This window comes from Streptomyces sp. NPDC028368, assembly GCF_055565615.1.
This window is the reverse complement of the sequence record NZ_JBVHTY010000003.1, coordinates 72,022-96,236: the sequence shown is the minus strand read 5'-3', so window position 1 is coordinate 96,236 and position 24,215 is coordinate 72,022. Positions and strand designations below refer to the sequence as shown.

Sequence of the window (24,215 nt, the reverse complement as noted above, 5' to 3'; positions counted from 1 at the left end):
CCCGATCCCGATCCCCGGGCATCGCCTTTCCCTGCGGCCGACTTGACCTTTACACCGGTGTCACAGTGCAGTCTCGACGCCATGACCAACATTTCCGCGAGCACCCGCATTCCGGCGCCGGCCGCCGACCTCCCGCCCCTGTCCACCACCGTTTCCGGCGCCCCCACCGGCCCCGGCATCCTCCTGGCGCACGGCGCGACCGGCAGCATCCAGTCGAACTACGGGCAGCTCATCCCCGTACTGGCGGCCTCCGGCCACCGCGTGGTGGCCCCCGACTACCCGGGCTCGGGCGACACCCCACGCGCCACCGCCCCCTTGGCGCTGGACGACCTGGCCGACGCGCTGGTCGCCGAGGCCACCGACGCCGGCCTCGACTCCTTCACTTTGATCGGCTTCTCGATGGGTACGGCGGTCGCCGTACGGGCCGCCGCACGCCACCCCTCACGCGTCCGCGGCCTCGTGCTGACCGCCGGGCTCGCCAGGGCCGACGCCCATATGACCGTCTGGATGGACCACTGGCTGCACCTCCTGGAGCGCGGTGACTACGCGGGCTTCGCCCAGGCGCGGGCGCTCAGCGGTTTCTCCCGCGCCTACCTCAACGGCCTGTCCGCGGACGGGATGCGGACCGTACTGGACCCGGACCCGGCCCTCCCGCCCCGCGGCTCCGCCGAGCAGGCGGCGCTCGTGCAGACCCTGGACATCACCGCCGACCTCCCCGGCATCTCCGTGCCGACCCTCGTCATCGCCACGACCCGGGACCCCCTGGTCCACCCGTCCCACTCCCGCCTACTGGCCGACCACATCCCCGGAGCCGAGTACGCCGAGATCGCCACCGGGCATCTGCCGATGGTCGAGCGCCCGGAGGAGTGGCAGCGGCTGATCGCGGCCTTCCTCGCCCAGCACGGGCTGTGACGCCCGCCCCGCCGCCCGATTAGGGTCGTCAGCGTGGACGACGCAACGACGAGCAGCGGGAAGGCGCCGAGGTCCGGGGGCGGCCCCGGCGCCAAGAGCGAGCAGACCCGGCGGCTGATCCTGGAGACCGCACTGCGCCTCTTCCGGGAGCGCGGTTACGACAAGACCACCATGCGGGCCATCGCCCAGGAGGCCGGGGTCTCCGTCGGGAACGCGTACTACTACTTCGCCTCCAAGGAGCATCTGGTCCAGGGCTTCTACGACCGGATGGCCGAGGAGCACGCGGCCGCCGTCGAGGACGTTCTCGCGCGGGAGACCGGACTGGCGCGGCGGCTGCGCGGGGTGCTGCTGGCCTGGCTGGACATCGCCGAGCCGTACCACGAGTTCGCCGCCCAGTTCTTCAAGAACGCCGCCGACCCGGCCAGTCCGCTCAGCCCCTTCTCCGACGAGTCCGCGGGCCCCCGCGAGGCCGTCATCGACCTGCACCGCCGCCTCCTGGCCGGCGCCGACATCAAGGCGGACCCCGAACTCGCCGAACAGCTCCCCCGGTTGCTCTGGCTGCAGCAAATGGGCCTGGTCCTCTACTGGGTCCACGACCGCTCCGCGAACTGCGCCCGCAGCCGCGCCCTGGTGGAGCGCACCTCTCCTCTGGTCGCCCGCGCCATCGCCGCCTCCCGCTTCCGGGTTCTGCGCCCCCTGGTACGCGAAGTGACGGACGTGCTGGAGGAGTTCCTCCTCCCCGGCGCCGAATCGGAGCGGGCCAGCAGAACCTGACGGTCCGGAGCCCAGGACGTACGTTGGGCGGCGTGCGCACCGGCCCCTTCGTAGGCTCGGGATCATGAAGCGAATCCGTCGAAGCGCGGCCGTGATAGCCGCCCTCGCCCTGACGCTCCCGGGAGCCGTGCCCGGCCGCGCCGGATCGGGGCCCGCCGCCCTTCCTCACCAGGCCGGGCGGCGGCTTCCTACTGCCCGCAGCGCGTGCCCGCGCCCCGTTACCGCGCTCGTGCCCTGCCGGCCCGGGTCCTCGGCGGCCGCCTCAGCCCCAGTGCTGACCGCCGGCGTTCCTGCGGCGACGGGACACGACGACGATGGCGACGACGGCCGCGATGACCAGCAGAACGCCGGCGCCGATGCCGCCGTACAGCAGGGCGGCGTTCACCACCTTCTTGCCGCCCACCGGCGGGTCGGCGTCGGGCGCACCGGCCTCCAACTTGGATGACGCCTTGCCCTTCGGCATCGGCAGCGGGCCCTCCTTGGAGCCTGCGGGGATGTCCTTGCGCAGGGCGGGGCCGGGCTGGATGAAGCCGTAGCCGTAATGGGCGTCCGGGTGCTTGAGGCCCTTCTCCGACGAGGGCAGACCGGCCGTCTTCACCAGGCGGTTGGCGATCTGGCCGGGTGTGAGGTCGGGGTACTTCTCCTTGATGAGGGCTACGGCGGCGGAGACGTAGGCGGTGGCCCCCGAGCTGCCGTCCCTGGTCTGGTAGCTCGAGTCGCTCTTGCCCGTCGCGGCCGGGATCTGCACGCCGGGGGCGAGCAGGTCCATGTCCGAGTTGTAGTTGTTGGCGTCGGAGGACTTGCCGTACTGGTCGACCGCTCCGACACCGATCACACCCGGGCAGCCCGACGGATACTGTCGCGCGGTTGAACCGTCGTTACCCACGGAGGCAACAACCACGACCCCCTCGGAAAGGGCGTATTGGATGGATTCGCAGTCGTCACCGAAGCGGCCTCCGCCGTAGGACATGTTGATGACGTCGGCGCCGTGATCCACGGCCCAGCGGGTGCCCTGAGCGCCGTTGTGGTACTCGGGTACGGGAAGGATCTTGGCCTCCGGCGCCAGTCCCTTGACGCCGCCGGAGCCACCGGGGCCGTGCCCATGGCCCGCGATGATCGCAGCCATGCCGGTGCCGTGGTCGCGTACGTCCTCACCCGGCTTGAGGTGTTTGGCTCCCTCAGCCTCGGTTGCCTGCCCGTAGTCCGGCCCCGGGAGGAACTGCCCCTTCACATCCTGATGAGTCTTCCGAAAGCCACTGTCGATCACGGCCACCGTTACGCCCTTTCCGGTGGCCTCCTTCCACAGCTGCTCGGCCCCGAACGCCTCCAACGGCCACAGATCCTTGCGCGTTTGATCCGCGGAGGCGGTACCGCTCGCGGTGATGAGCAGCGCGCCGGTCAGCGCGGCACCCACCGTCGCGCGCAGTGCTCGGGTGACCCTCATGCTTGGCTCCTTCTCGCTGTGCTGTCCGGGCGGCAGTGTTCCATCCGAAGAGAAGCCCCGCACCCTCGGGTGCGGGGCCACTCCTTACCAGCCGCCGTACGACGGTGCCGGTGTCCTACTCGATGACGCGGGGCACCACATTGCGTTGCGGCGTCCACGTCTCTTCGTCCTCGACCAGGTAGTCGGGGCGCTCACCGGTGGTGCGCTCCTTCTCCCTCTTGTCCTTGCCCTTGGCTCCGGGGGCGCCCATGCCCGCCTGCTTGCCGCCACGGCTGCGATGCAGACCCGAACCGCCCTGCTTGGCGCCGCCCGCGGGGCCACCCGGCTTGCCGGCCATGCCGCCACGGGTACGCGCCTGCGCACCGCTGCGTCCGACCGCGCCCGTCTTGCCGCCCTTGGCGCCGCCCGCGCCGCCCGCGCCCGGCATGCCTCCGCGCATACCTCCGGCACCAGGCGCACCACGCCCGCCGCCGGGGCGCATGGAGCCGCCACCCGGTATGCCAAAGGGGCCGCCTGGCGGCATCGCGCCGGGCGGGCCGCCGCCCGGACCGCCGACCACGCTATGTCCGCCGCCGGGCGGGCCACCGGGGTATCCACCGGAGACCGAGGGCGGGGTCATGGTGCTGCCCTGCAGGCCGTCGAGTCCGGTGTGGACCGGCAGGTCCGGCCGACTGATCTTGGGGCCGTCGAAACCGGGCGGGACGGCGCCGCCACCCACACCATGGGGCTGGTGCGGTGTGATCGACGACGGATCCGGGTGGTGCCTGTCGTCCGTGTTGGGCATCCGCACCGGGGGCGGGTGCGGGGCGTTCGAGGGCTCCTTCGGCCAGTCACCGTGGAGGCCGTCTTCGGGGTCACCCCACTGCCTTCCGCGGCCGGCGTAGTGGTCCGCCAGCTCATCCATCACGATGACCGCCTCGACCTGACGCTCCTTGCTCAGGGACAGCTTGTCCCGGTTGAGCTCAAGCGCCTGGCGGGCGTCCATCTTCGGGTTCGCCATGTCCCGGTGGAACTGGGCGTCGTCGCCGCTGTCGTCCTTGAGGCTCTCCCAGTTGCCCGGGTCATGGATCTTCGACATGGCATCCATGGCCAGCCGAAGGTTGTGGGCGAGGCCAACTTCCGCGCCCGACTCACGCGAGCCGATCAGCGACGCCTCGGTCGCCCGAGCATGCGCGTACGTCCTGTCGATCTTGCCGAGCACCTTGATGGCTTCCTTGCGGAACCCGTCGGCCGCCGAGCCCTCCCAGTGCGCCGTCGCGTGATCGACGGCATCCAGGAACTTCTTGCGGACGCCACCATGCCCGTCCTCGCCACCGAGCAGGTCGGCGGACTTGCGCCAGTGGTCGCCGGCGGACTCGAGCGTCTCGGGCTTGGCATTCGCGATCATCTTCCGGAGCGCGTTGATGCCGTGGTGGTGGAAGTCGGAAGGGGAGTGCGGGGTCAGGCGCTCACCCTTGAACGACTTGAGCTTGTTTTCCCGCTCATGCGCCTTGTGCTGCTCCTCCTCCTTGTGCTGCTTCTCCCAGTTCTCGGCGCTTTGCTTCTCCTGCATGGCGTCAACCACGCCGGCCCCCCATCATCCTCATCCCTCTCGTCCTCGTCCTGCCTCGCGGTGCACGGTCAGCCGTTCATCGAGACCTTGGTCTCGTGATCCTGGTCCTCGTAGGCACCGCGGCTTGCCTCTGTCTTCTCGCCGAACTTGTGGGTGAGGTCCTGGAGCGCCTTCACGACGTCCTTCAGGTACGTCTGCATGCGGTCATGGGCGTGGGAGACTTCCTCCGCCTCGCCGAAATTGACCCCGAAGGCCGACTTCGGGACGTTCGTGCCGTACTCGACCTTCTGGCCGGCTTCATCCATATCGTGCTGAAGGTGCCTGAGCTGACGCACGACGCCGTCCAGCTCATCCAGATCAACCTTGAAATGCTTGCCCATGACCACTCTCCCCGTAATGCGCACACCCGGCTGGACCCCGTCGCCCCACTCGCCACGCCGCCCCGTGCGGCGCCGCCACGGCGAGGGTCGACGGGCAGCGTAAAGTCAATAAAGATTACGGAGTTGGCGGGCAAAATAGCAAGATCGTAAGTCGTGATCTGTCCGATTCGGGGCGTAATGCGGACGCACTTCGTAGACAGTCCGTTACTCAATACCCGAACGGCAGCCCGTTCACCCCTTCCAGGCCGCCCTCAACGGCATCGAGAGGCCCCGAACTACACCCGCGTCGAGGCAAGTTCGACCACCGTCACATCCGGTGGCGCCCCCACCCGAACCGGCGGCCCCCACGCCCCCGCGCCGCGGGTGACATACAGCTGGGTGTCGCCGTACCGCGCCAGGCCCGCGACGGTGGGATTGGTAGCCGCGGCGAGATAGGTGACCGGCCACATCTGACCGCCGTGGGTATGGCCGGAGAGCTGGAGATCCACGCCGTGGCGGACGGTTTCGTGGATGGTCACGGGCTGGTGCGCCAGAAGGACGACGGGCCGGGTGGTATCGCGGCCGCCGAGGGCCGATCCGTAGTCCGGGCCCGCCTGTTCGCTCTCCCCCGCGAGATCATTGATCCCCGCGAGATCGAACCCGGGAAGTTCGGTACGCGCATTTTCCAGCGGCTGAATACCCAATTCACGTACGTAATCGACCCATTGAGCCGCCCCCGAGTAATACTCGTGATTTCCGGTGACGAAGTACGACCCGTACCGGGAGTGCAGGTCGCGCAGCGGTTCGGCGGCCGGGCCGAGGTCGGGGACGCTGCCGTCCACCAGGTCGCCGACGATGGCCACCAGGTCGGGGTTGGTCCGGTTGATCGTCTCGACGACGCGCCGGGTGTGGGCGCGGCCGAGGACCGGGCCCAGGTGGATATCGCTGACGACGGCGATACGGAAGCCGTGTGCGGCGCGCGGCAGTTTGGCCAGTGGAACGGTCACGCGCTTCACGCGGGGGCCGCGCAGGGTGGTCGCGGTGCCGTATCCGACGGTGGCCGCCGCGGCGAGGGACGCACCGGCCGCGACCGCTCGCGCGACGAACAGCCGGCGGGGCGGGGTGGGGAGCGGCGGCAGGGCGGGGGTACGGGGCGGGAGGAGGGTGGGGGAGGACGAGGGTGAGGGGGAGCAAGAGGGGGAGGGGGAGGGAGTGTGTGACGGTGCGTGCGAGGGGGCTGTTGTGGAGGCCGTGAGCGAGGGGGTCGGCCGCTCCGGGGCCCTGCGGAGCCAGACCCGTAGCCAGACCCCCCGTACGACTTCCCCCGCCAGCAGCGCCGTGACCAGATAGAGCACCAGCGCCAGCCAGAGGTAACCGGGCCAGGCCAGCGCCTGCTGCAGGACGAACGGTGCGCCGAGGCGCCCGGCGAGCAGTGCGGCGAGGGCGATGACCGGGAGAGCGAAGGCCGCGACCGTCCCCGTACGGCGGGCCCAGCCGCCCGGCGCGGTCGTGTCGCGGATCAGCCGGCACCACAGATAGCGATGCGCCGCGAAGAACATCCCGAGGACCGGGACCACGATCAAGGCGAAGACCACGCGGACTCCCCAGACTGTTGAGCGCCTGCAGGCTTGAGCGCCTGCCGGCCCGGCACGCTCCCGGCACGGTATAGCGCCCAACGGTAAGGGAGGCGGCGGGGCGGGAATTCCCCCTGGCCGCACGGCACATCCAACAGGCCGATGAATTTTAAACAATTGACATCGTGGCGGGCGTGTGAGCAATCGCAAGCCGAGTGGGCGCCAAGGGAGGGAGAGATGAGGGGAGGGGGAGAGGAGAGGGATACCGGAGCGGTGGGCCGGCGAGGCGTCTGCCGTCTGATCCTGGAATCCGCCCGCCCACGCGAAACTTCTGCGCCTAAGCTCGTTACGGAGCAGGTCACTTGGCACGTTCCCGCGTCGCCATCCGGGCAAGTTCCCAGCGGCCGTCACGAAGACGATCAACCGCAGTAACTCCCCTTCGCCGTCTGCTACATTCCAGCCGCGCGCTTCTGAACCCCCCACACCGGGAGGACAACTCCCGGTTCCTGCATAGGAATTCGATGTCGTTGCCTCACAATGCGGCAGAGCCGGACTCTGCCGGAATACGGTGTCGCTCCAGAGCACCGTCCTGCTTACCCCGCCGCGCCACGTCCGCATTATGGGACCGCCGGCTATGCCGTGAGCGTGCTCATGCGCCCTGTATATAACCCGGCCGGCCTGGACGATGACCTGCGAGTAGCGCTGGTCGAGCTGCAAGCGGGCCGCTGGAGAGCCGCGCAGAAGGTGTTACGGGACACCGGCACACAATGGGCGCTGCGGACCTCCCGTACGCAGATGCTGGCCGTCGCCGCCGCGCGGTCCGATGTGATCGATGTCTGGCTGGCCGAGGAGCCGGACAGCTATGACGCGCTGGTGCTGCAGGCCCGGGTGTTCGTCGAACGGGCCCTGCGTGCGCACCGCCAACAGCACGCCGCCGGTGCGGCGGGATTCGACGACAAGGCGCGGCAGGCGGCGCTGCGGGCCGCGCGCTGGGCGTCGCGGGACCCCGTGCCGTGGATATGCCTGCTGGCCCTGGCGCAGATCGACGGGCGCCAGCAGCGCCCCGAGCATCGCGAGTGGTCGGCCGAGCCGATGCTGCCGAGCGGCCCTTGGGGGCTGCTGCACCAGATCGACCAGCGCGATCCCGGCAACCGTGAGGCGTACCACCGGGTGATGCAGTTCCTCCTCGCCCGGGACGTGCCCCGCTCCGCGTCCCTCGCCGCGGTCTTCGACTTCGGGCGGTGGGCGGCGTCATGGGCACCGGCCGGGTCACCACTGCTGCTGTTACCGGCGTATGCGCAGGTCGAGCAGGTCCGGCAACAGCGGGCCGCGGGCCGGACCGACCCGCTGTGGCGGCGTAAGTGGGCGGAGGACCCCACCCTTACCTACACGCTCAAGGCCTTCCACGAGTGGTTCCGCACCGCGGATCCGGCGCTGCGTTCCCTGGCCGATCTGAACCATCTGGCCTATGCGCTGTGGGTGAGCCACACGTTCCTGGAGGCGGCCGAGGTGTTCGGGGCGATGGGCCCCTACGCGGCGCGCGAGCCGTGGCTGTCCGTCAGCGGGGACACGGCGGGGCGGGAGAACGGCGAGGCGCTGTTTCTGCGGGCCGGCCGGGAGTCGCTGTCCTTCGCCCGCACGCACGCGCCACGCGCCGGTCCGCACCCGTGACGGTTCCGGTTCCTCTCCCGTCACCCGCACACCCCTCAGCCCCCTGACCCGCACCCTCCTCCCACACCCCCACACCCCCATCCCTGGAGGTAGTTCCGTGTTCCGTAAAGTCCCGCCTCGTCGTTCGGCCGGCATCGCGGCGGATGATGTGTACTTGCGCGAGCTCGGCTACGAGCCGGTGCTGACCCGCCGTATGGGTCCGTTCGGGAACTTCGCCATCAGCTTCTCCGTCATCAGCGTCCTGTCCGGGTGCATGACCTTGTACGGCTTCGGGCTGAACACCGGCGGTCCGGCCGTGATGATGTGGGGCTGGGTCGCGGTCGGCTTCATGGTGATGTTCGTCGGCGCCGGACTGGCCGAGGTGACCTCCGCCTACCCGACCTCGGGGGCGCTGTACTACCAGGCGGAACAGCTCGGCGGCCGCAAGTTCGGCTGGTACACCGGCTGGCTCAACCTTCTCGGGCTGCTCGGCGCGATCGCCGGCATCGACTACGGGGCCGCGCTGTTCACCGGCGCCTTCCTGAACCTGCAGTTCGGGTTCACGCCGACCGAGGGCAAGACCATGGTGATCTACCTGGTCATCCTCGCCCTGCACGCCACCTTGAACCTCTTCGGGGTCCGGCTGGTCAGCATTCTCAACAGCATCAGCGTCTGGTGGCACCTCGGCGGCGTCGCCGTGATCGTCGGCGTACTGGCCGTCGTGCCCTCCCATCACCAGTCGCCGGGCTTTGTCTTCGGGCACTTCGCCAATGACACCGGCTGGTCCAGCCCGCTGTACGTCACCCTGATCGGTCTGCTGCTCGCGCAGTACACCTTCTGCGGCTACGACGCCTCCGCGCATCTGTCCGAGGAGACCACCAACGCGCAGGTGTCCGCGGCCCGCGGCATCATGCGGGCGATCGGCTGGTCGTGGGTGGCCGGCTTCGTCCTGCTCGGCGGGCTCACCTTCGCCATCCAGGACTACGCGGCAACACAGGGCACGGCGACCGGAGTTCCGCCCGCCCAGATCTTCCTGGACGCGCTCGGGGCGGGCGGCGCGAAGGCGCTGCTGCTGATCGTGATCGCGGCACAGCTGTTCTGCGGCAACGCCGAGACGGCCGCGGCGTCCCGGATGGTGTTCGCCTTCAGCCGGGACGGTGCGCTGCCGGGTTCGCGGCTGTGGCGGCGGGTGCACTCGCGCACCGGCACCCCGCGCAACGCCGTTTGGCTGGCCGCCTGCGCCGCCGCCCTGCTCGCCCTGCCGAGCCTCTACAGCCCGACCGCGTACGCGGCGATCACCAGCATCAACGTCATCGGTATCACCCCCGCCTACGCCATCCCGATCTTTCTCCGCGTGCGGAAGGGCAACACGTTCCGGGCCGGCCCGTGGAATCTGGGCCGTTGGGGTGTGCCGGTCGGCTGCATCGCGGTGGTCTGGGTGGTGTTCGTGACCGTGCTCTTCTGCCTGCCGCAGAGCCGCCCGGAGGGAGGGAGCATGTTCTCCGTCGAGACCTTCAACTACGCGCCGGTCGCGCTGCTGTGCGTCCTGCTGCTGGCGTGGATCTGGTGGCGGGTCGCCGGACGGCGCTCCTACGAGGTACCCGCCCACGGCTTCGACCGCTCGGCGGACAGCTTCGAAGAGGAGATCGTTTGATGGCCACCGGGGACACCGAGGACCACCGCCCCACCGGGCTCCTGACCCTTCCCCGGCTTCGGGAACTGGCCGGCGCCGGCCGCATCGACACGGTGCTGCTCGCCGTCCCCGATCTCCAGGGGCGGCTGAAGGGCAAGCGGTACGACGTGCGGCACTTCCTCGAACGCATCGCCCGGGACGGTGCCGAGATGTGCGCGTATGTGCTGGCCACTGACGTCGATATGACGCCCGTGGACGGCTTCGCACTGGCCTCGTGGGAGACCGGCTACCAGGACCTGGCGGTGCGCGCGGACCTGGCGACGCTGCGTACGGTGCCGTGGATAGCGCGCACCGCGCTCGTCCTGGGCGATGCCTACGGCCCCGATCACCGGCCCGTCGCCGTGGCACCGCGGCAGCTGCTGCGCCGGCAGCTGGACCGGCTGGCCGAGCGGCACGGTCTGCACGTCAAGGCCGGCCTGGAAACCGAATTCGTCCTTTACCAGGGCACGTACGAGCAGGCGGCCGAGCGCGGCCACCAGGGGCTGCGGCCGCTGACCACGGAGAACCTGGACTACGCGCTGGACCATTCCCCGGCCGCGGAGCGGTTCTTCGGCCGTCTCCAGTCCCTGCTCGCCGGCGCCGGGCTCCCGGTGGAGGCGATCAAGACCGAGGGGGCCGGCGGCCAGGTCGAGGTGACCTTCCCTTACGGGGATGCGCTCGCCGCCTGCGACGGACACCTGGCCTTCAAGCACGCCGTGCGGGCCCTGGGGGCGCGGGCGGGTCTGGCCCCCACCTTCATGGCGGCCCCGGAGACCGGCGTGGCCAGCGGCCTGCATCTGCATGTGTCGCTGTGGCAGGAGGACGGGGGCAGCGCGATCGGCGGGAGCCGCGCGGGAAGCGGGGCAAACGCAGGAAGCGCGGCCGGCTGCGCGGACGGCGGGCTCTCCCCGCTGGCCGGGCATGCCATCGCCGGACTGCTCGACGCCCTCCCCCAGCTGGCCCCGCTCTACGCCCCGAACATCAACTCCTACAAGCGCTTCGCCCCAGGCTCGTTCGCGCCCGTCACCTTCACCTGGGGTGAGGACAACCGCACCTGCGCCGTCCGCGTGGTGGGGCACGGCGAAGGCCGGCATCTGGAGATCCGCGTACCGGGCGCGGACGCCAACCCCTATCTGGCCCTGACCGCCGCACTGGCCGCGATCTGCCACGGCCTCGAGCGGCGCCTCGAGCCCGTACCCGCCCAGACCGCCAACGCCTACGACGCCGGCGGCACACCCGTACCGCCCACCCTGCACCAGGCGCGGACGGCCTTCCGGGACAGCCCCCTTGCCCGGGAAGCCCTCGGCGCGGACGTGGTGGAGCACTATGCCCACCTCGCCCAGCTGGAGATCGACCATCACCGGCGCACGGTCACCGACGCGGAGCGGGAGCGGTGGCTGGCCCGCGCGTGACCCGGTGGCCGCGGACGGTGCGCGGCGACGAGTCGCGGGCCTGACGTCAACTCGGCGCCGCAGGAAGAGAGTTACAGAAGGGAGCGCGTTACGCCCTCGGGGTCACGGGCCGGGCCACGGGGGCGCGGCCGCGTGACCTGCCTCACGCCTGCCCCGCCGCCTCGTCGGCGGACTCACGCCGAAGCGCCCGCACCCCTCGGAACCCGATGACGCCGATCGCCGTCCCCAAGAGAAAGGACGTCACCGCGAGCAGCAGATGCACCCAGAAGTAGGCGGTCGGGTCACCTGCGGCGTTGAAGGCGAGGCCGCTGCCGTCCTGCCAGAGATTCTTGACGAAAGTGATCCAGATGAACCAGCTCCAGACCCCGAAGGCGAGCAGGAACCAGGACACGGGGCGAGAGAGCTTCATGGTTTCCAGTATGGGCAGGGCCTCCATCCGGCGGTCGGGTGGGGCACTCTTCCGTGGGGTGATGCCGGGGGCGGGCGGCGGGCCGGGTACGTTCAGCGACGTGCCGACGACCTTCGCTGCTTCCACGGCTTCCACCCCTTCGACGCCCCCCGGCGCACCCGGCCACGCCGCGCCCCCGCGCCGCCCGGCGCGCGCCGTGGCCGCGCTCGCCTCCGCCGCGCTGCTGGCATCGCCGCTGCTGGCCGGCACCGCCTACGCCGCCCCCGAGGACGGCAAGCTGCCGCCCAAGGCTCCCGCGCCGCCCGCCAAGATGTCGCAGCTGGGCGGGGACCGGCTGGGCCGGCCCGGCGTCCAGGTGGGGCAGCTGACGGCCGGGGCGCCGAAGCTGCCGGGTCCGGACGCGCTCACCGCCCGTTCGTGGATCATCTCGGACGCCGAGTCCGGCAAGGTGCTGGCCGCCAAGAACCCGCACTGGCGGCTGGCGCCGGCCAGCACGCTGAAGATGCTGTTCGCCGACACGGTGCTGCCGAAGTTCCCCAAGGACGAGAAGCGCACGGTCAGGTCGGCCGACCTGAAGGGGATGGGCGTGGGCAGCAGCATGGTGGGGATAAAGGAGAACCTCACCTACACCGTGCACGACCTGTGGCTCGGGGTGTTCCTGCGGTCCGGCAACGACGCGGTGCATGCGCTGTCGGCGATGAACGGCGGTACGGAGGCCACGGTCGCCGAGATGCAAAAGCGCGCGAAGGAGCTGAATGCCACCGACACGCATGTCGTCACACCGGACGGCTATGACGCGCCCGGCCAGGTCTCCAGCGCGTACGACCTGAGCCTCTTCGCCCGCGCCGGGCTGCAGAACGCCGACTTCCGCGAGTACTGCTCGACGGCGAGCGCGCAGTTCCCGGGCGAGGAGGAGAAGAAGGGCAAGCGGAAGACGTTCGGGATCCAGAACACCAACCGGCTGCTCAGCGGCGACTACGACATAAAGCCGTACCCGGGCATCGCCGGCGTGAAGAACGGCTCCACCACGAATGCCGGATCGACGTTCACCGGGCTCGCCAAGCGCGGTGGCCGCACCCTCCTCGTCACGGTCATGAACCCGCAGAAGAAGGAGCACAACGAGGGCTACCGGGAGGCCGCCCGGCTCCTGGACTGGGGTTTCGCGGTGGCCGACAAGGTGGAGCCGGTCGGCCGGCTCGTCGGGCCCAAGAACGAGGAGGACCGGGCGGCCCACGGGAAGGACCACTCCCAGGCCGGCGGCAAGAACGGGCAGGACGGCGGGACGGCGCTGCAGTCCACCGACAACACGGGGGGCACGTGGACGGCGGTGGGAATCGCCGGGGGCGCGCTGGTCCTGCTGGGAGCGGTGGCGATGGTGATGCGTCGGCGGCGGCGGACGCGGGAAAGGTGATCCGCTGCGGCGGGTGATCACGTAGGGGGGCGGGGCCCGACGGGCTCCGCCCCCCTATCGCCCCTCGCCGTCATCGCCCTTCTTGCCCCCGTCGGCCTCGTCGCCTCCGTCGGCCTCGTCGGCCTCGCCCTCGTCCCTCTTCCCCGGCTCGGCCTCGGCCTCTGCCTCCGCCTCCGCCTCGGCCTCTGCCTCCGCCGTAGCCGTCCACGCCGCGCAGAACACCAGCAGCTTCGCCGTGAAGTTGATCCACAGCAGCAGCGCGATCGGCGTGCCGAACGCCCCGTACATGCTCCGCGCGGCGACACCCCTCAGATAGCCGCTGAGCAGCAGCTTCAGCACCTCGAAGCCGACCGCGCCGATCAGACCGGCGATCACGACGGCGCGCCGGCCCGGGTGGGCGCCGGGCAGCTTGGTCAGGACGTAGACCAGCAGCAGGAAGTCCGTGAGGACGGCGATGCAGAAGCCGGCGACGGAGAGCAGGACGGCGCCGATGCCGCCCTCCGGCAGGCCGATCGCGTCGGCCGCCTTGCCCACCGCGGCGGCCGCGAAGGCCGAGCAGGCGACGGAGACCAGCGCCACGCCGCCGAGACCGATCAGCAAGGCGCCGTCCCGGAGCTTGCCGAGGAAGAAGTTGGTGTCCTCGTCGCCCTTCTCCCACACCGCGCGCAGGCAGTCGCGCAGCGCGTCGACCCAGCCGAGGCCGGTGAACAGCAGCAGCGCACCGGCGATCAGGCCGACCGTGGTGGCGTGGTTGACCAGACCGGCCAGGTCGAGCTGGCCGGAAATGCCGGGGACCTGCTCGGCGAGTTTGCCTTCCAGCTTGTGCAGTTGGCTGTCGTTGAGCACCGCGGCGCCGATCGCGGCGCCGACGGTCAGCAGCGGGAAGAGCGCGATGAAGCTGGTGAAGGTGATCGCGGCGGCGAGCCTGGTCCAGTGCACCCGCAGCATGCGCTCGTAGGCGCGCCAGAGGTGCGTGGTCATCAGCCATCTCGCGGCCGGTCCGATCACCGGCAGTGTGGTCAGCCAGTTCATGGTGTCCGCCCGTCCCCCTTGTCCGCCCCGGCCGGGCCGTCTTGTCCGGCCCGGCCACGTCATCCGGAACACTAGGGCCTGTCGTTTGGATCAGGTCGGATTAGGGAGCGGGGTCTGGTGCGTGCAGCTGCAAGGCGGAGGATTGAGGCAACGCGGAGCATTGCTGATTGACGACAACGCCGCAGATGCGCGTGCCAGACCCCGCGAGCCCGACCTGATCCAAACGACAGGCCCTAGCCTCCGGATGGTTCGGCTACCCCGTATCCGCGCCCTGTCACACGTCCGCGACGGCCATCGCGTACAGCGCGATCCACACCAGCCCGATGACCGCCAGCGCCCGGTCCCGCAGCAGTACGTCCTCCGGCGCGCCGGCCGTACCGCGGTCGGCGAAGACGGCGTAGCGCAGTACGGCGAGCAGGAACGGCACCATCGACAGCTGGCGCCAGGGCAGCAGGCCCGCGCTCGTACCACCGCTCTCCAGCGCCCACAGGCAGTACGAGAGGACCGCGCCACCGGCCGCCAGCTGCCATACGAAGCGCAGATAGCCGTCGGTGTACTCGCGCAGCAGCGCCCGGGTCTCGCCCCGCTTCGATGTCATCTGGAGCGCCTCGGAGTACCGCTTGGCGGCGACCATGAACAGGGCGCCGAAGCCGGCGGTGATCAGGAACCAGCGGGAGAGCGGGATGCCCAGCGCGCATCCGCCGACCATTGCCCGCATCAGAAATCCGCTGGTCACGACGGTGAGATCGACGACCAGGACGTGCTTGAGGCTGATGCAGTAGGCGAGTTGTATCAGGAGGTACGCGGCGATCAGCCCGGCTGTAGCGGTGTTACAGAGCGCCGCGGTGGCTATCGGCACCAGGACGGCGAGCACGCCGCCGGCTCCGTACGCGAGCGGCACGGGGACCTCGCCGGCGGCCACCGGGCGGCGGCACTTGTCGGGGTGCGCCCGGTCGGCGGTCGCGTCCCGGGCGTCGTTGAGGAGATAGACCGCGGCCGCGGCGGCGGTGAACAGCACGAAGACCAGGGCGAGTTGGGGAAGGGCGCCGGGGCGGAAGAGGTCACCCGCGGCGGCCGGGGCGGCCAGGACGAGGACATTCTTGATCCACTGACGCGGACGTGCGGTACGCAGCAGGCCCAGCGCCAGGCCGGCCGGCCGCAGGCGACGGACCGTCAGGCGGGCCGGGGCGATCCGGGCCGTGGGCCGCGGGGGCGGCTCCTTCAGGAGGGCGGTGCGCTCAGTCATGGCCACCCCCGGGGACGGACCCGCCGGGTATGCCGGCCGGGCGCAGCGCGCCCAGCGTCACGGCTGCCGCCGCGGCCGAGGTGGCATGCGAGCTGGGGAAGGAGTGGAGCCCTGCGGTACGGACGAGGGGCGCGCGGTCCTGGAGGGCGGGGCGGGGACGTCGTACGACCCGCTTGAGGCCCGCGCTCGCCAGGTGCGCGCCGGCTATCAGGGCCGTACCGCGCAGCCAGGTGGCGCGCCTGCGCGGGTCGGCGGCGGCACCGGCCGGCCCGGCGGCGAGCCAGAGCGCGCCGTGTTCACCGCCGCGGGAGAGGGTGCGGGCGACGGTGGCGACCCGCGCGTTCGCGCCGCAGTCGCGCAGCGCCACGAGCAGACGGTGGTCGATCTCTTCCGGGGTCAGCGGACTCATCTCCATCCGGTCCGAGAGGTCACGGCGATCCCTGCGTCATTGCCGGGACGCCGTGGCCAGGACGTCGTGTGCGGGACGTCGTGTGCGCGGACGTCCTCCCCTCGACCCTCACTCCCCGATGGCCGAATTTCCTTACTATTAGCCCATCCACACCATTAATCACTCCTTTCGGCGAGGAGAAGGCGAGCGAGGCCCCACCAGCGGCCCCTGGCCCGACAGTCGGCACTACCGTCGCCCGCATGCCGTCCGACACCGCCCCGATGGCCGCCCTCACCCCGCTCACCGGCTGGGGCCGCACCGCCCCCACCGCCGCCCGGCTCGTCCGCCCCGGTTCGCCGGCCGAGGCGGTCGCCGAACTGGCCGCCGTACGGGACGGCGGGCCGCGCGGCGGCATCCCGCGCGGGCTCGGCCGGGCGTACGGCGATGCCGCGCAGAACGCCGGCGGCACCGTCTGGGACATGACCCGGCTGGACCGCATCCGCGCCGTCGACACCGAGGCGGGCGTCGTGGTGTGCGAGGCGGGGGTGAGCCTGCACCGGCTGATGCGGGCGCTGCTGCCGCGGGGCTGGTTCGTGCCGGTCACCCCCGGCACCCGCTATGTGACGGTCGGCGGCGCGATCGGCGCGGACATCCACGGCAAGAACCACCACCGCTCCGGCTCCTTCACCCGCCATGTACGGTCCCTCGACCTCCTCACCGCGGACGGCGAGGTGCGTGCCGTACGCCCGGGTACCGACCTCTTCGACGCCACGGCCGGCGGCATGGGCCTGACCGGCGTCATCCTCGCCGCGACCCTCCAACTCCTGCCCGTACGCACGTCCTTGATGTCCGTCGACACCGAACGCACCACGGACCTCGATGACTTGATGGCCCGCATGACGGCCACCGATCACCTCTACCGCTACTCCGTGGCCTGGATCGATCTCCTGGCGCGCGGCCGCGCGACGGGCCGCTCGGTCCTCACCCGCGGCGACCACGCGCCGCCCGACGCCCTCCCGCCCCGCGCCCGCCGCGCCCCGCTCGCCTTCCGCCCCCTGCGGCTACCGCCCGCGCCCCCGCTGCCCCCGGGGCTCCTCGGCCGCCCGTCCGTAGCCGCCTTCAACACCCTCTGGTACCGCACGGCGCCCCGCCACCGCACCGGCGAACTGCAGAAGCTCTCCGCCTTCTTCCACCCCCTGGACGGCGTACCGCACTGGAACCGGGTCTACGGGCGGGGCGGCTTCGTGCAGTACCAGTTCGTGGTCGGGCACGGGCAGGAGGAGACGCTGCGGCGCATCGTGCGGCGCATCGCGGACCGCCGCTGCCCGTCGTTCCTCGCCGTCCTCAAACGCTTCGGCGCCGCCGACCCCGGCTGGCTGTCCTTCCCCGCCGAGGGCTGGACGCTGGCGCTCGACATCCCCGCCCGGCTGCCCGGCCTCGGCGCCTTCCTGGACAGGCTGGACGAGGAGGTCGCGGGGGCGGGCGGGCGGGTGTACCTGGCGAAGGACGCGCGGCTGCGGCCCGAACTGCTGGCCGCGATGTACCCCCGCCTCCCCGACTTCCGCGCGCTGCGCGCCGAGCTGGACCCGGGCGGGGTGCTCAGGTCGGACCTGGCGCGGCGGCTTGACCTCTAGGGGCCTTACGGCCGTCAGGGCCCCAGCCTCCAACTCCCCCCGGAACTCCCCAAGGACGCACCCGTGAAAGACGCCTTCGGCCTCCCGCAGTCCCTTCTCGTCCTCGGCGGTACCTCCGAGATCGCGCTCGCCACCGCCGCCCGGCTGGCCGGCCGGCGCACCCGTACCGTCTGGCTGGCCGGACGGGCCTCGCCCGCGCTGGAGGAGGCGGCGGACCGTCTGCGGGCCCTCGGCGCCCAGGTGCGTACGGTCGCGTTCGACGCGCTCGAGACGGCCCGCCACGAGGAGATCCTGGGCACCGTCTTCGCCGCGGGCGATCTCGACATGGTGCTGCTGGCTTTCGGCGTGCTCGGTGATCAGCCACGCGACGAGCACGACCCGCCGCAGGCGGTCCGGGTCGCCCAGACCAACTACACCGGCGCCCTCTCCGCCGCCCTGATCTGCGGCCAGGCGTTGCGGCGCCAGGGGCACGGCTCGCTGGTCGTGCTGTCCTCGGTGGCCGCCGAGCGGGCCCGGCGCTCGAACTTCATCTACGGATCGAGCAAGGCGGGGCTGGACGCCTTCACCCAGGGCCTCGGCGACTCCCTCCACGGGACCGGCGTGCACGTGATGGCCGTACGGCCCGGATTCGTCCGCACCAAGATGACGGCCGGCCTGGACGCCGCTCCCCTGGCGACCACCCCGGAGGCCGTCGCCGAAGCGGTCGAGAACGGGCTGCGGCGGCGCGCCGAGACCGTCTGGGTGCCGGGCTCGCTGCGCTATGTGATGTCGGCGCTACGGCACGTACCCCGCGCGGCGTTCCGCAAGCTGCCCCGGTAAGGAACGCCTGGGGGCCGGGGCGCGGGCTACGAAGCGGGGGCCGGCGGCCGCGAGAGGTCCGCCTGCCGCGGCACGCCCGCCGTCTGCGGGCCGAACGGATACTCCCGCTCCAGCCGCCAGACCGCGTCCGCGCCCTGCTGATAGAGCGCGAAGCCGCCGATCGTCCACGTCGCCGAGAAGTCCTTCAGCTCGGTGTGCGCGCGGTCCATCGCCTCCTCGGCGATGCCGTGCGCGACCGTGACATGCGGGTGGTACGGGAATGCCAGCTCGCGGGCGCACGGGCCGGAGGCGGCGCGGACCCGGGCCTGCAACGCCGTGCAGCCCGCCTCGCCCTCGGCGACCTTCACGAAGACGACCGGGGAGAGCGGGCGGAAGGTGTCCGTGCCCTCCAGGCGGAGCGGAAAGGGCCGGAAGGTGGCGGCGACCTCGGCGAGGTGGGCCTCGATGGCGGGCAGCGCCCCGACGGTGACCTCCGTCGGCGGGAGGAGGGTGATGTGGGTGGGGATGCCGTGTGCGGCGGGATCCCCGAAGCCCTCGCGCTTCCTTTGCAGGAAGCTTCCGTAAGGCTCCGGGACCGCGATCGAAACGCCCAGCGTTACGGTCCGCACGGCGCTCTCCCTCCTGAAGTCCAAAGGCGCCTCGTCCCACAGCGCCACGTCCCAAAGCGGCACGCTCTCACGCACCGGCTATCAGTGTGCCGGGTACGCGCCCGCGACGGGGAGCGGCCTCGGCGCTGTTACCGGCGGGCACTTCGGCCCCCGGATGCGGGGACCGGGCCCCGGGCCGCCCGCGAAGCCGGTCGAAACCGGCCTCGCGGGCCGTCCGCTCAGTGCTTGGCCGGCAGGAATCCGAGCCGGTCATACGTGGTGGCGAGGGTCTCGGCGGCCACCGAGCGGGCCTTCTCCGCACCCTTGGCCAAGATCGCGTCCAACGTCTCGGGGTCGTCCAGATATTCCTGCGTACGGTCCCGGAAGGGTGTGACGAAATCGACCATCACCCCGGCGAGGTCGGTCTTGAGAGCGCCGTACATCTTGCCCTCGTAGGACTGCACCAGGTCCGGGACGGATGTACCGGTGAGCGTGGAGAGGATCGTCAGGAGATTGCTGACGCCCGGCTTCTCCTCGCGGTCGAAGCGGATGACCGTGTCGGTGTCGGTCACCGCGCTCTTGACCTTCTTCGCGGTGGCCTTGGGGTCGTCGAGGAGGTCGATGATGCCCTTGGGCGAGGACGCCGACTTGCTCATCTTGATCGACGGGTCCTGAAGATCGAAGATCTTCGCCGTCTCCTTGACGATGTACGGGTTCGGGATCGTGAAGGTGTCGCCGAAGCGGGTGTTGAAGCGGTCCGCGAGGTCGCGGGTCAGCTCCAGGTGCTGGCGCTGGTCCTCGCCGACCGGGACCTGGTCGGCCTGGTAGAGCAGGATGTCGGCGACCATCAGCACGGGATAGGTGAACAGCCCGACCGTCGTACGGTCCTGGCCCTGCTTCGCCGACTTGTCTTTGAACTGGGTCATCCGGCTGGCCTCGCCGAAGCCGGTGACGCAGTTCATGACCCAGCTGAGCTGAGCGTGCTCGGGCACATGGCTCTGGATGAAGAGCGTGCAGCGCTCCGGGTCGAGGCCGGCGGCCAGCAGCTGCGCGGCGGCGATCCGGGTGTTGCGCCGCAGCTCCGCGGGGTCCTGCGGGACGGTGATCGCGTGCAGGTCGACGACCATGTAGAAGGCGTCGTGGGACTCCTGCAACGCCACCCACTGGCGCACCGCGCCGAGGTAGTTGCCGAGGTGGAACGACCCGGCGGTGGGCTGGATACCGGAGAGCACTCGCGGAGGACGCTGCATGGCGGAGCCATTCCCCTGAGGGTGGTGGTGGGCGACGGTCGGGCGATCGAGAGCCATGGCACCGATTGTCTCAGGTCCGGGGGCGCCGCCCGGCGCGTGGTCGGGCAGCGCCCCGGTTCGCCGGTCAGCCGGCCGTCGGCAGCCCCGGTGCCGGATAGTCGGCCATCAGCTCCGCGACCTCGCCCCGGATCGCCGCCAGGGCCGCCTCGTCGCCCGTCCGCGCGGCCGTCACGCTCCGCTCGATCCACTCCGCGACCTGCGGCATCCGGTCTGTGCCCAGGCCCCGGGAGGTGAGCGACGGGGTGCCGATCCTGATGCCCGAGGGGTCGAAGGGCTTGCGGGGGTCGAAGGGGACGGTGTTGTAGTTGACGACGATCCCGGCGCGGTCCAGGGCCTTGGCGGCGACCTTGCCCGGGACGTCCTTGGACGTGAGATCGATCAGTACCAGGTGGTTGTCGGTGCCGCCGGAGACCAGGTCGAAGCCGCGCGCCAGCAGCGCCTCGGCGAGCGCCTTGGCGTTGGCGACCACGGCGTGCGCGTAGTCCCGGAAGGACGGGGCGGCCGCCTCACGCAGAGCGACCGCGATGGCCGCGGTGGTGTGGTTGTGCGGACCGCCCTGCAGGCCCGGGAAGACGGCCTTGTCGATGGCCTTGGCGTGCGTGGCGCGGGACATCAGCATGGCGCCGCGGGGCCCGCGCAGGGTCTTGTGCGTCGTGGTCGAGATGACGTCCGCATGCGGTACGGGCGAGGGGTGTGCGCCGCCCGCCACCAGGCCGGCGATGTGGGCGATGTCGGCGACGAGTACCGCGTCCACCTCGCGGGCGATCTCGCCGAAGGCGGCGAAGTCGATGGTGCGCGGGACGGCCGTACCGCCACAGAAGATGATCTTCGGGCGTTCCTTGCGGGCGAGGTCGCGCACCTCGTCGAAGTCGATGCGGCCGTCGGTTTCCGGGTCCGACGTGGCCCGTACGCCGTACTGCACGCCGTTGAACCACGTCCCGGTCGCCGAGACGCCCCAGCCGTGGGTGAGGTGGCCGCCCATCGGCAGGGACATGCCGAGCACCGTGTCGCCGGGCCGGGCGAAGGCGAGATAGGCGGCGAGGTTGGCGGGCGAGCCGGAATAGGGCTGGACGTTGGCGTGCTCGACGCCGAAGACGGCCTTGGCGCGCTCGACGGCCAGCGTCTCGACGCGGTCGATGTTCTGCTGGCCTTCGTAGTAGCGACGGCCCGCGTATCCCTCGCTGTACTTGTTCTGCAGGACGGTACCGGTGGCCTCGAGCACCGCGTCCGATACGTAGTTCTCGCTGGGGATCAGGCGGAGGGTGTCGGCCTGCAGCAGTTCCTCGGCACCGACGAGCGCGGCCAGTTCGGGGTCGGCGGCGCTGAGGTGCGGGTGGGAAAGGGGAAGCGTCATGAGGATGTTCCTCCGGGGCGTGCGATCGGTTCTCCGGTCGGGTCCCGGGGTGCCCAGGCGGGGCGACACCTCGCGATGGGGCCGCTGATGCGGCCGCCCACCGCTCCCTCGGGGTCGTTTCCCCGTACGCCAGTCGCGGTGTGCACCGCACAGCCTATCGAGCGTGACAATGGAAAGGGGCGCCGCGTGCACCTCACGGGCACCGGCACCCGCTCTACCGAACGGAGCCACCGGTGACGTCCACGGAAACGGAACGGGCCATCGCCGCCGCCGAATCCCACAGCGCGCACAACTACCACCCGCTCCCGGTCGTGGTGGCCACGGCCGAGGGTGCCTGGATGACGGATGTGGAGGGCCGGCGCTATCTGGATCTGCTCGCCGGATACTCCGCACTGAATTTCGGCCATGGCAACCGCCGGCTGCTGGATGCGGCCGCCGCCCAGCTGGAGCGGGTCACCCTCACCTCCCGCGCCTTCCACCACGACCGGTTCGGCGACTTCTGTACGCAGCTGGCCGAGCTGTGCGGGATGGAGCTGGTGCTGCCGATGAACACCGGCGCGGAGGCGGTCGAGACGGCGGTGAAGACCGCCCGTAAGTGGGGTTACCAGGTCAAGGGCGTCCCGGACGGCCGGGCGAAGATCATCGTCGCGGACAACAATTTCCACGGCCGGACCACCACCATCGTCTCCTTCTCCACGGACGAGGAGGCCCGCGCCGGCTTCGGCCCGTACACCCCTGGCTTCGAGATCGTCCCGTACGGCGATCTCGCGGCGCTGGAGGCGGCCGTCGACGATCACACGGTCGCCGTGCTGCTGGAGCCGATCCAGGGCGAGGCGGGCGTGCTGGTGCCGCCCCCGGGCTATCTGGCGGGCGTACGGGAGCTGACCCGTGGCCGGAACGTGCTGTTCATAGCCGACGAGATCCAGTCCGGGCTGGGCCGCACGGGCCGGACCTTCGCCTGCGAGCACGAGGGCGTGGTCCCGGACATGTACGTCCTGGGCAAGGCGCTGGGCGGCGGGGTGGTCCCGGTGTCGGCGGTGGTGTCCTCGCGCGAGGTGCTGGGCGTCTTCGCGCCGGGCGAGCACGGGTCGACGTTCGGCGGGAATCCGCTGGCGTGTGCGGTGGCGCTGGAGGTCATCGCGATGCTGCGGACCGGCGAATTCCAGGCGCGGGCAACGGAGTTGGGCCGGCATCTGCACGATGAGCTGGGGCCGCTGGCGGGCGGCGGCGCGGTGGACGCGGTGCGCGGGCGCGGACTGTGGGCGGGCGTGGACATCAACCCGTCGCGCGGCACCGGCCGGGAGGTCTCGGAGCGGCTGATGGCGCGCAGGGTGCTGGTCAAGGACACCCATGGCGCCACGATCCGGATCGCGCCGCCGCTGACGATCAGCAAGGAGGACCTGGCCTGGGGGCTCGACCAGCTGCGGGGCGTACTGGAGGCGTAGCCCGGGGCGCGGACAGGCGCCCGGCGGCCTAAAGGATCACATGCGGAACGAACCGCGCGTATTCATCGGTGACCGGCCCCGCCGACTCCCGGATCCCCAGTCCCGCCGCCTCGTCCTCCACGACCCAGGCACCGAGCACCACCCGGTTCCCGTCGAAGTCCGGCAGCGGCGCCAACTCCTGGTAACAGCAAGGATCTTCGGGCCCGCGCAGCACCGGTTCCGCACCCGGCTCGTGCAGCGTGACCCCGGCGCCCTCCCGGCCGAGCAGCGGCTTGGCCACATACCCCCGCGTCCGCGCCAGCTCCCGCGGCCCGTCAAGGTAGGCGGGCAGCAGATTCGGATGCCCGGGGAACAGCTCCCACAGCACCGCCAGCAGCGCCTTGTTGGACAGCAGCATCTTCCAGGCCGGCTCGATCCAGAGGGTGGAGCCGGTACCGCCGCCGTTGTCCAGGGTGTCCAGGACGTGCGGACCGAAGTCGTCGGTGGCCAGCCATTCCCACGGATAGAGCTTGAAACAGGCCCGGATGAACCGCAGCCGCTGGTCCACGAAGCGGCCCGAGAGGCGGTCCCAGCCGATGTCCTCCATGGGGATCGCCACGGTCTCCAGACCGGCCTGCTGCGCCGTCTCCTCCAGATAGGCGACGGTCATCAGGTCCTCGCCGAGCTCATCGGCCGCCGAGTGCGCGAAGTGCAGCGGCGCCCCCGGCGGCAGCAGGGCCGCCTGCCGCTTCCAGGCCGCCACCAGCCGCTCGTGCAACGAGTTCCACTGGTCGGCGCCGGGGAAGCGCTCCTCCATCCAGAACCATTGTGGACTGGCCGCCTCGACCAGCGAGGTCGGCGTATCGGCGTTGTACTCCAGCATCTTGGCCGGCCCGCTGCCGTCGTAATGCAGATCGAACCGCCCGTAGACGGAGGGGAGTTCGTCCCGCCGCCGCCAGGACTCGGCGACGAGCCCGGCCAGCCGCGGATCGTCGATCCCGAGATCGCCGAAACGGCCCCGCTCCACGATGTGCGCGGCCGCGGCCAGGCACATCCCGTGCAGCTCCTCGACGACGTCTTCCAGCGCCTCGACCTCGGGGAGCGAGAAGGAGTAGTACGCGCTCTCGTCCCAGTACGGGCGCAGCGAATCGTCCGGATAGCGGGTGAGCGGGTAGATCAGGCCCTGCGACTCGACGGTCTGCTGCCAGTGGGGGCGGGGGTCGGTGGTGTGGCGTTTCATCTCGGCGCCCGG

Annotated in this window: 21 protein-coding genes; 9 read left to right on the top strand and 12 right to left on the bottom strand. The window is 71.1% G+C overall.

All coding sequences use genetic code 11. The features are described 5' to 3' along the window. Positions 1–81: 81 nt before the first annotated feature. The gene (locus ACZ4S3_RS07465; RefSeq protein ID WP_467927655.1) at positions 82–912 is read left to right on the top strand and encodes an alpha/beta fold hydrolase; all 831 of its coding nucleotides are present in this window, start codon (positions 82–84) and stop codon (positions 910–912) included. 33 nt (positions 913–945) lie between these two features. After that, positions 946–1,686: a TetR/AcrR family transcriptional regulator gene (locus ACZ4S3_RS07460; RefSeq protein WP_467927652.1), complete on the top strand. Its 741-nt coding sequence runs from the start codon at positions 946–948 to the stop codon at positions 1,684–1,686. A 262-nt stretch (positions 1,687–1,948) separates the two neighbouring features. On the opposite strand, the gene ACZ4S3_RS07455 is transcribed toward ACZ4S3_RS07460, so the two are convergent. From ACZ4S3_RS07455 to ACZ4S3_RS07440, 4 genes are all read right to left on the bottom strand, one after another. Then, on the bottom strand, positions 1,949–3,130 hold the full coding sequence (locus ACZ4S3_RS07455) for a S8 family peptidase (protein WP_467927649.1): 1,182 nt from the start codon (positions 3,128–3,130) through the stop codon (positions 1,949–1,951). Positions 3,131–3,245: 115 nt separating this feature from the next. After that, entirely contained in the window at positions 3,246–4,682 is a 1,437-nt protein-coding gene (locus ACZ4S3_RS07450; protein WP_467927646.1) for a hypothetical protein, read from the bottom strand. Between the two features lie 68 nt (positions 4,683–4,750). Next, positions 4,751–5,062: a hypothetical protein gene (locus tag ACZ4S3_RS07445; protein ID WP_467927643.1), complete on the bottom strand. Its 312-nt coding sequence runs from the start codon at positions 5,060–5,062 to the stop codon at positions 4,751–4,753. A 275-nt stretch (positions 5,063–5,337) separates the two neighbouring features. After that, positions 5,338–6,636, bottom strand: coding sequence for a metallophosphoesterase (locus tag ACZ4S3_RS07440; RefSeq protein ID WP_467927639.1), 1,299 nt, complete (start codon positions 6,634–6,636; stop codon positions 5,338–5,340). Between the two features lie 630 nt (positions 6,637–7,266). On the opposite strand from ACZ4S3_RS07440, the gene ACZ4S3_RS07435 reads away from it, so the two are divergent. The 3 genes from ACZ4S3_RS07435 to ACZ4S3_RS07425 all read left to right on the top strand — a co-directional run bounded on the left by ACZ4S3_RS07435 (position 7,267) and on the right by ACZ4S3_RS07425 (position 11,349). After that, on the top strand, positions 7,267–8,286 hold the full coding sequence (locus tag ACZ4S3_RS07435; RefSeq protein ID WP_467927637.1) for a hypothetical protein: 1,020 nt from the start codon (positions 7,267–7,269) through the stop codon (positions 8,284–8,286). A gap of 193 nt (positions 8,287–8,479) precedes the next feature. Continuing rightward, positions 8,480–9,919 carry an amino acid permease gene (locus ACZ4S3_RS07430; RefSeq protein ID WP_467929581.1) on the top strand — a complete coding sequence of 480 codons (1,440 nt, stop codon included), beginning with the start codon at positions 8,480–8,482 and terminating at the stop codon, positions 9,917–9,919. Next, positions 9,919–11,349, top strand: coding sequence for a glutamine synthetase family protein (locus ACZ4S3_RS07425; RefSeq protein WP_467927633.1), 1,431 nt, complete (start codon positions 9,919–9,921; stop codon positions 11,347–11,349). The genes ACZ4S3_RS07430 and ACZ4S3_RS07425 overlap by 1 nt, the downstream gene beginning before the upstream one ends. A 142-nt stretch (positions 11,350–11,491) precedes the next feature. On the opposite strand, the gene ACZ4S3_RS07420 is transcribed toward ACZ4S3_RS07425, so the two are convergent. Continuing rightward, positions 11,492–11,758 (bottom strand): SCO4848 family membrane protein, encoded by a 267-nt coding sequence (locus ACZ4S3_RS07420; protein WP_467927629.1) that lies wholly within the window; start codon positions 11,756–11,758, stop codon positions 11,492–11,494. A 10-nt stretch (positions 11,759–11,768) separates the two neighbouring features. On the opposite strand from ACZ4S3_RS07420, the gene ACZ4S3_RS07415 reads away from it, so the two are divergent. Next, positions 11,769–13,169, top strand: coding sequence for a D-alanyl-D-alanine carboxypeptidase family protein (locus ACZ4S3_RS07415; RefSeq protein WP_467927625.1), 1,401 nt, complete (start codon positions 11,769–11,771; stop codon positions 13,167–13,169). A 54-nt stretch (positions 13,170–13,223) separates the two neighbouring features. On the opposite strand, the gene ACZ4S3_RS07410 is transcribed toward ACZ4S3_RS07415, so the two are convergent. The 3 genes from ACZ4S3_RS07410 to ACZ4S3_RS07400 form a co-directional block, all read right to left on the bottom strand. Further along, positions 13,224–14,201 (bottom strand): YihY/virulence factor BrkB family protein, encoded by a 978-nt coding sequence (locus ACZ4S3_RS07410; RefSeq protein WP_467927622.1) that lies wholly within the window; start codon positions 14,199–14,201, stop codon positions 13,224–13,226. A 274-nt stretch (positions 14,202–14,475) separates the two neighbouring features. Then, on the bottom strand, positions 14,476–15,447 hold the full coding sequence (locus ACZ4S3_RS07405; RefSeq protein ID WP_467927619.1) for a decaprenyl-phosphate phosphoribosyltransferase: 972 nt from the start codon (positions 15,445–15,447) through the stop codon (positions 14,476–14,478). After that, positions 15,440–15,856, bottom strand: coding sequence for a phosphatase PAP2 family protein (locus ACZ4S3_RS07400; RefSeq protein WP_467927616.1), 417 nt, complete (start codon positions 15,854–15,856; stop codon positions 15,440–15,442). Before ACZ4S3_RS07400 ends, ACZ4S3_RS07405 begins: the two co-directional genes overlap by 8 nt. Positions 15,857–16,095: 239 nt before the next feature. On the opposite strand from ACZ4S3_RS07400, the gene ACZ4S3_RS07395 reads away from it, so the two are divergent. Both ACZ4S3_RS07395 and ACZ4S3_RS07390 read left to right on the top strand, forming a co-directional pair. Further along, positions 16,096–17,469, top strand: a complete 1,374-nt coding sequence (locus tag ACZ4S3_RS07395) for an FAD-binding protein (RefSeq protein ID WP_467927614.1) — start codon at positions 16,096–16,098, stop codon at positions 17,467–17,469. 63 nt (positions 17,470–17,532) lie between these two features. Then, a complete protein-coding gene (locus ACZ4S3_RS07390) occupies positions 17,533–18,288 on the top strand; it encodes a decaprenylphospho-beta-D-erythro-pentofuranosid-2-ulose 2-reductase (protein ID WP_467927611.1) in 756 nt (251 codons plus the stop codon). A 26-nt stretch (positions 18,289–18,314) separates the two neighbouring features. Here the strand turns inward: ACZ4S3_RS07390 and ACZ4S3_RS07385 are convergent, their stop codons facing one another. The 3 genes from ACZ4S3_RS07385 to ACZ4S3_RS07375 form a co-directional block, all read right to left on the bottom strand. Then, the gene (locus ACZ4S3_RS07385; RefSeq protein WP_467927607.1) at positions 18,315–18,896 is read right to left on the bottom strand and encodes a 2'-5' RNA ligase family protein; all 582 of its coding nucleotides are present in this window, start codon (positions 18,894–18,896) and stop codon (positions 18,315–18,317) included. Between the two features lie 218 nt (positions 18,897–19,114). Further along, positions 19,115–20,125 carry a tryptophan--tRNA ligase gene (gene trpS / locus ACZ4S3_RS07380; RefSeq protein ID WP_467929576.1) on the bottom strand — a complete coding sequence of 337 codons (1,011 nt, stop codon included), beginning with the start codon at positions 20,123–20,125 and terminating at the stop codon, positions 19,115–19,117. Between the two features lie 124 nt (positions 20,126–20,249). After that, on the bottom strand, positions 20,250–21,539 hold the full coding sequence (locus ACZ4S3_RS07375) for a serine hydroxymethyltransferase (RefSeq protein ID WP_467927604.1): 1,290 nt from the start codon (positions 21,537–21,539) through the stop codon (positions 20,250–20,252). Between the two features lie 233 nt (positions 21,540–21,772). On the opposite strand from ACZ4S3_RS07375, the gene rocD reads away from it, so the two are divergent. After that, positions 21,773–22,984: an ornithine--oxo-acid transaminase gene (gene rocD, locus ACZ4S3_RS07370; protein WP_467927601.1), complete on the top strand. Its 1,212-nt coding sequence runs from the start codon at positions 21,773–21,775 to the stop codon at positions 22,982–22,984. 28 nt (positions 22,985–23,012) lie between these two features. Here the strand turns inward: rocD and ACZ4S3_RS07365 are convergent, their stop codons facing one another. Further along, positions 23,013–24,203, bottom strand: a complete 1,191-nt coding sequence (locus ACZ4S3_RS07365; protein ID WP_467927597.1) for a glutathionylspermidine synthase family protein — start codon at positions 24,201–24,203, stop codon at positions 23,013–23,015. Positions 24,204–24,215: the final 12 nt, after the last annotated feature.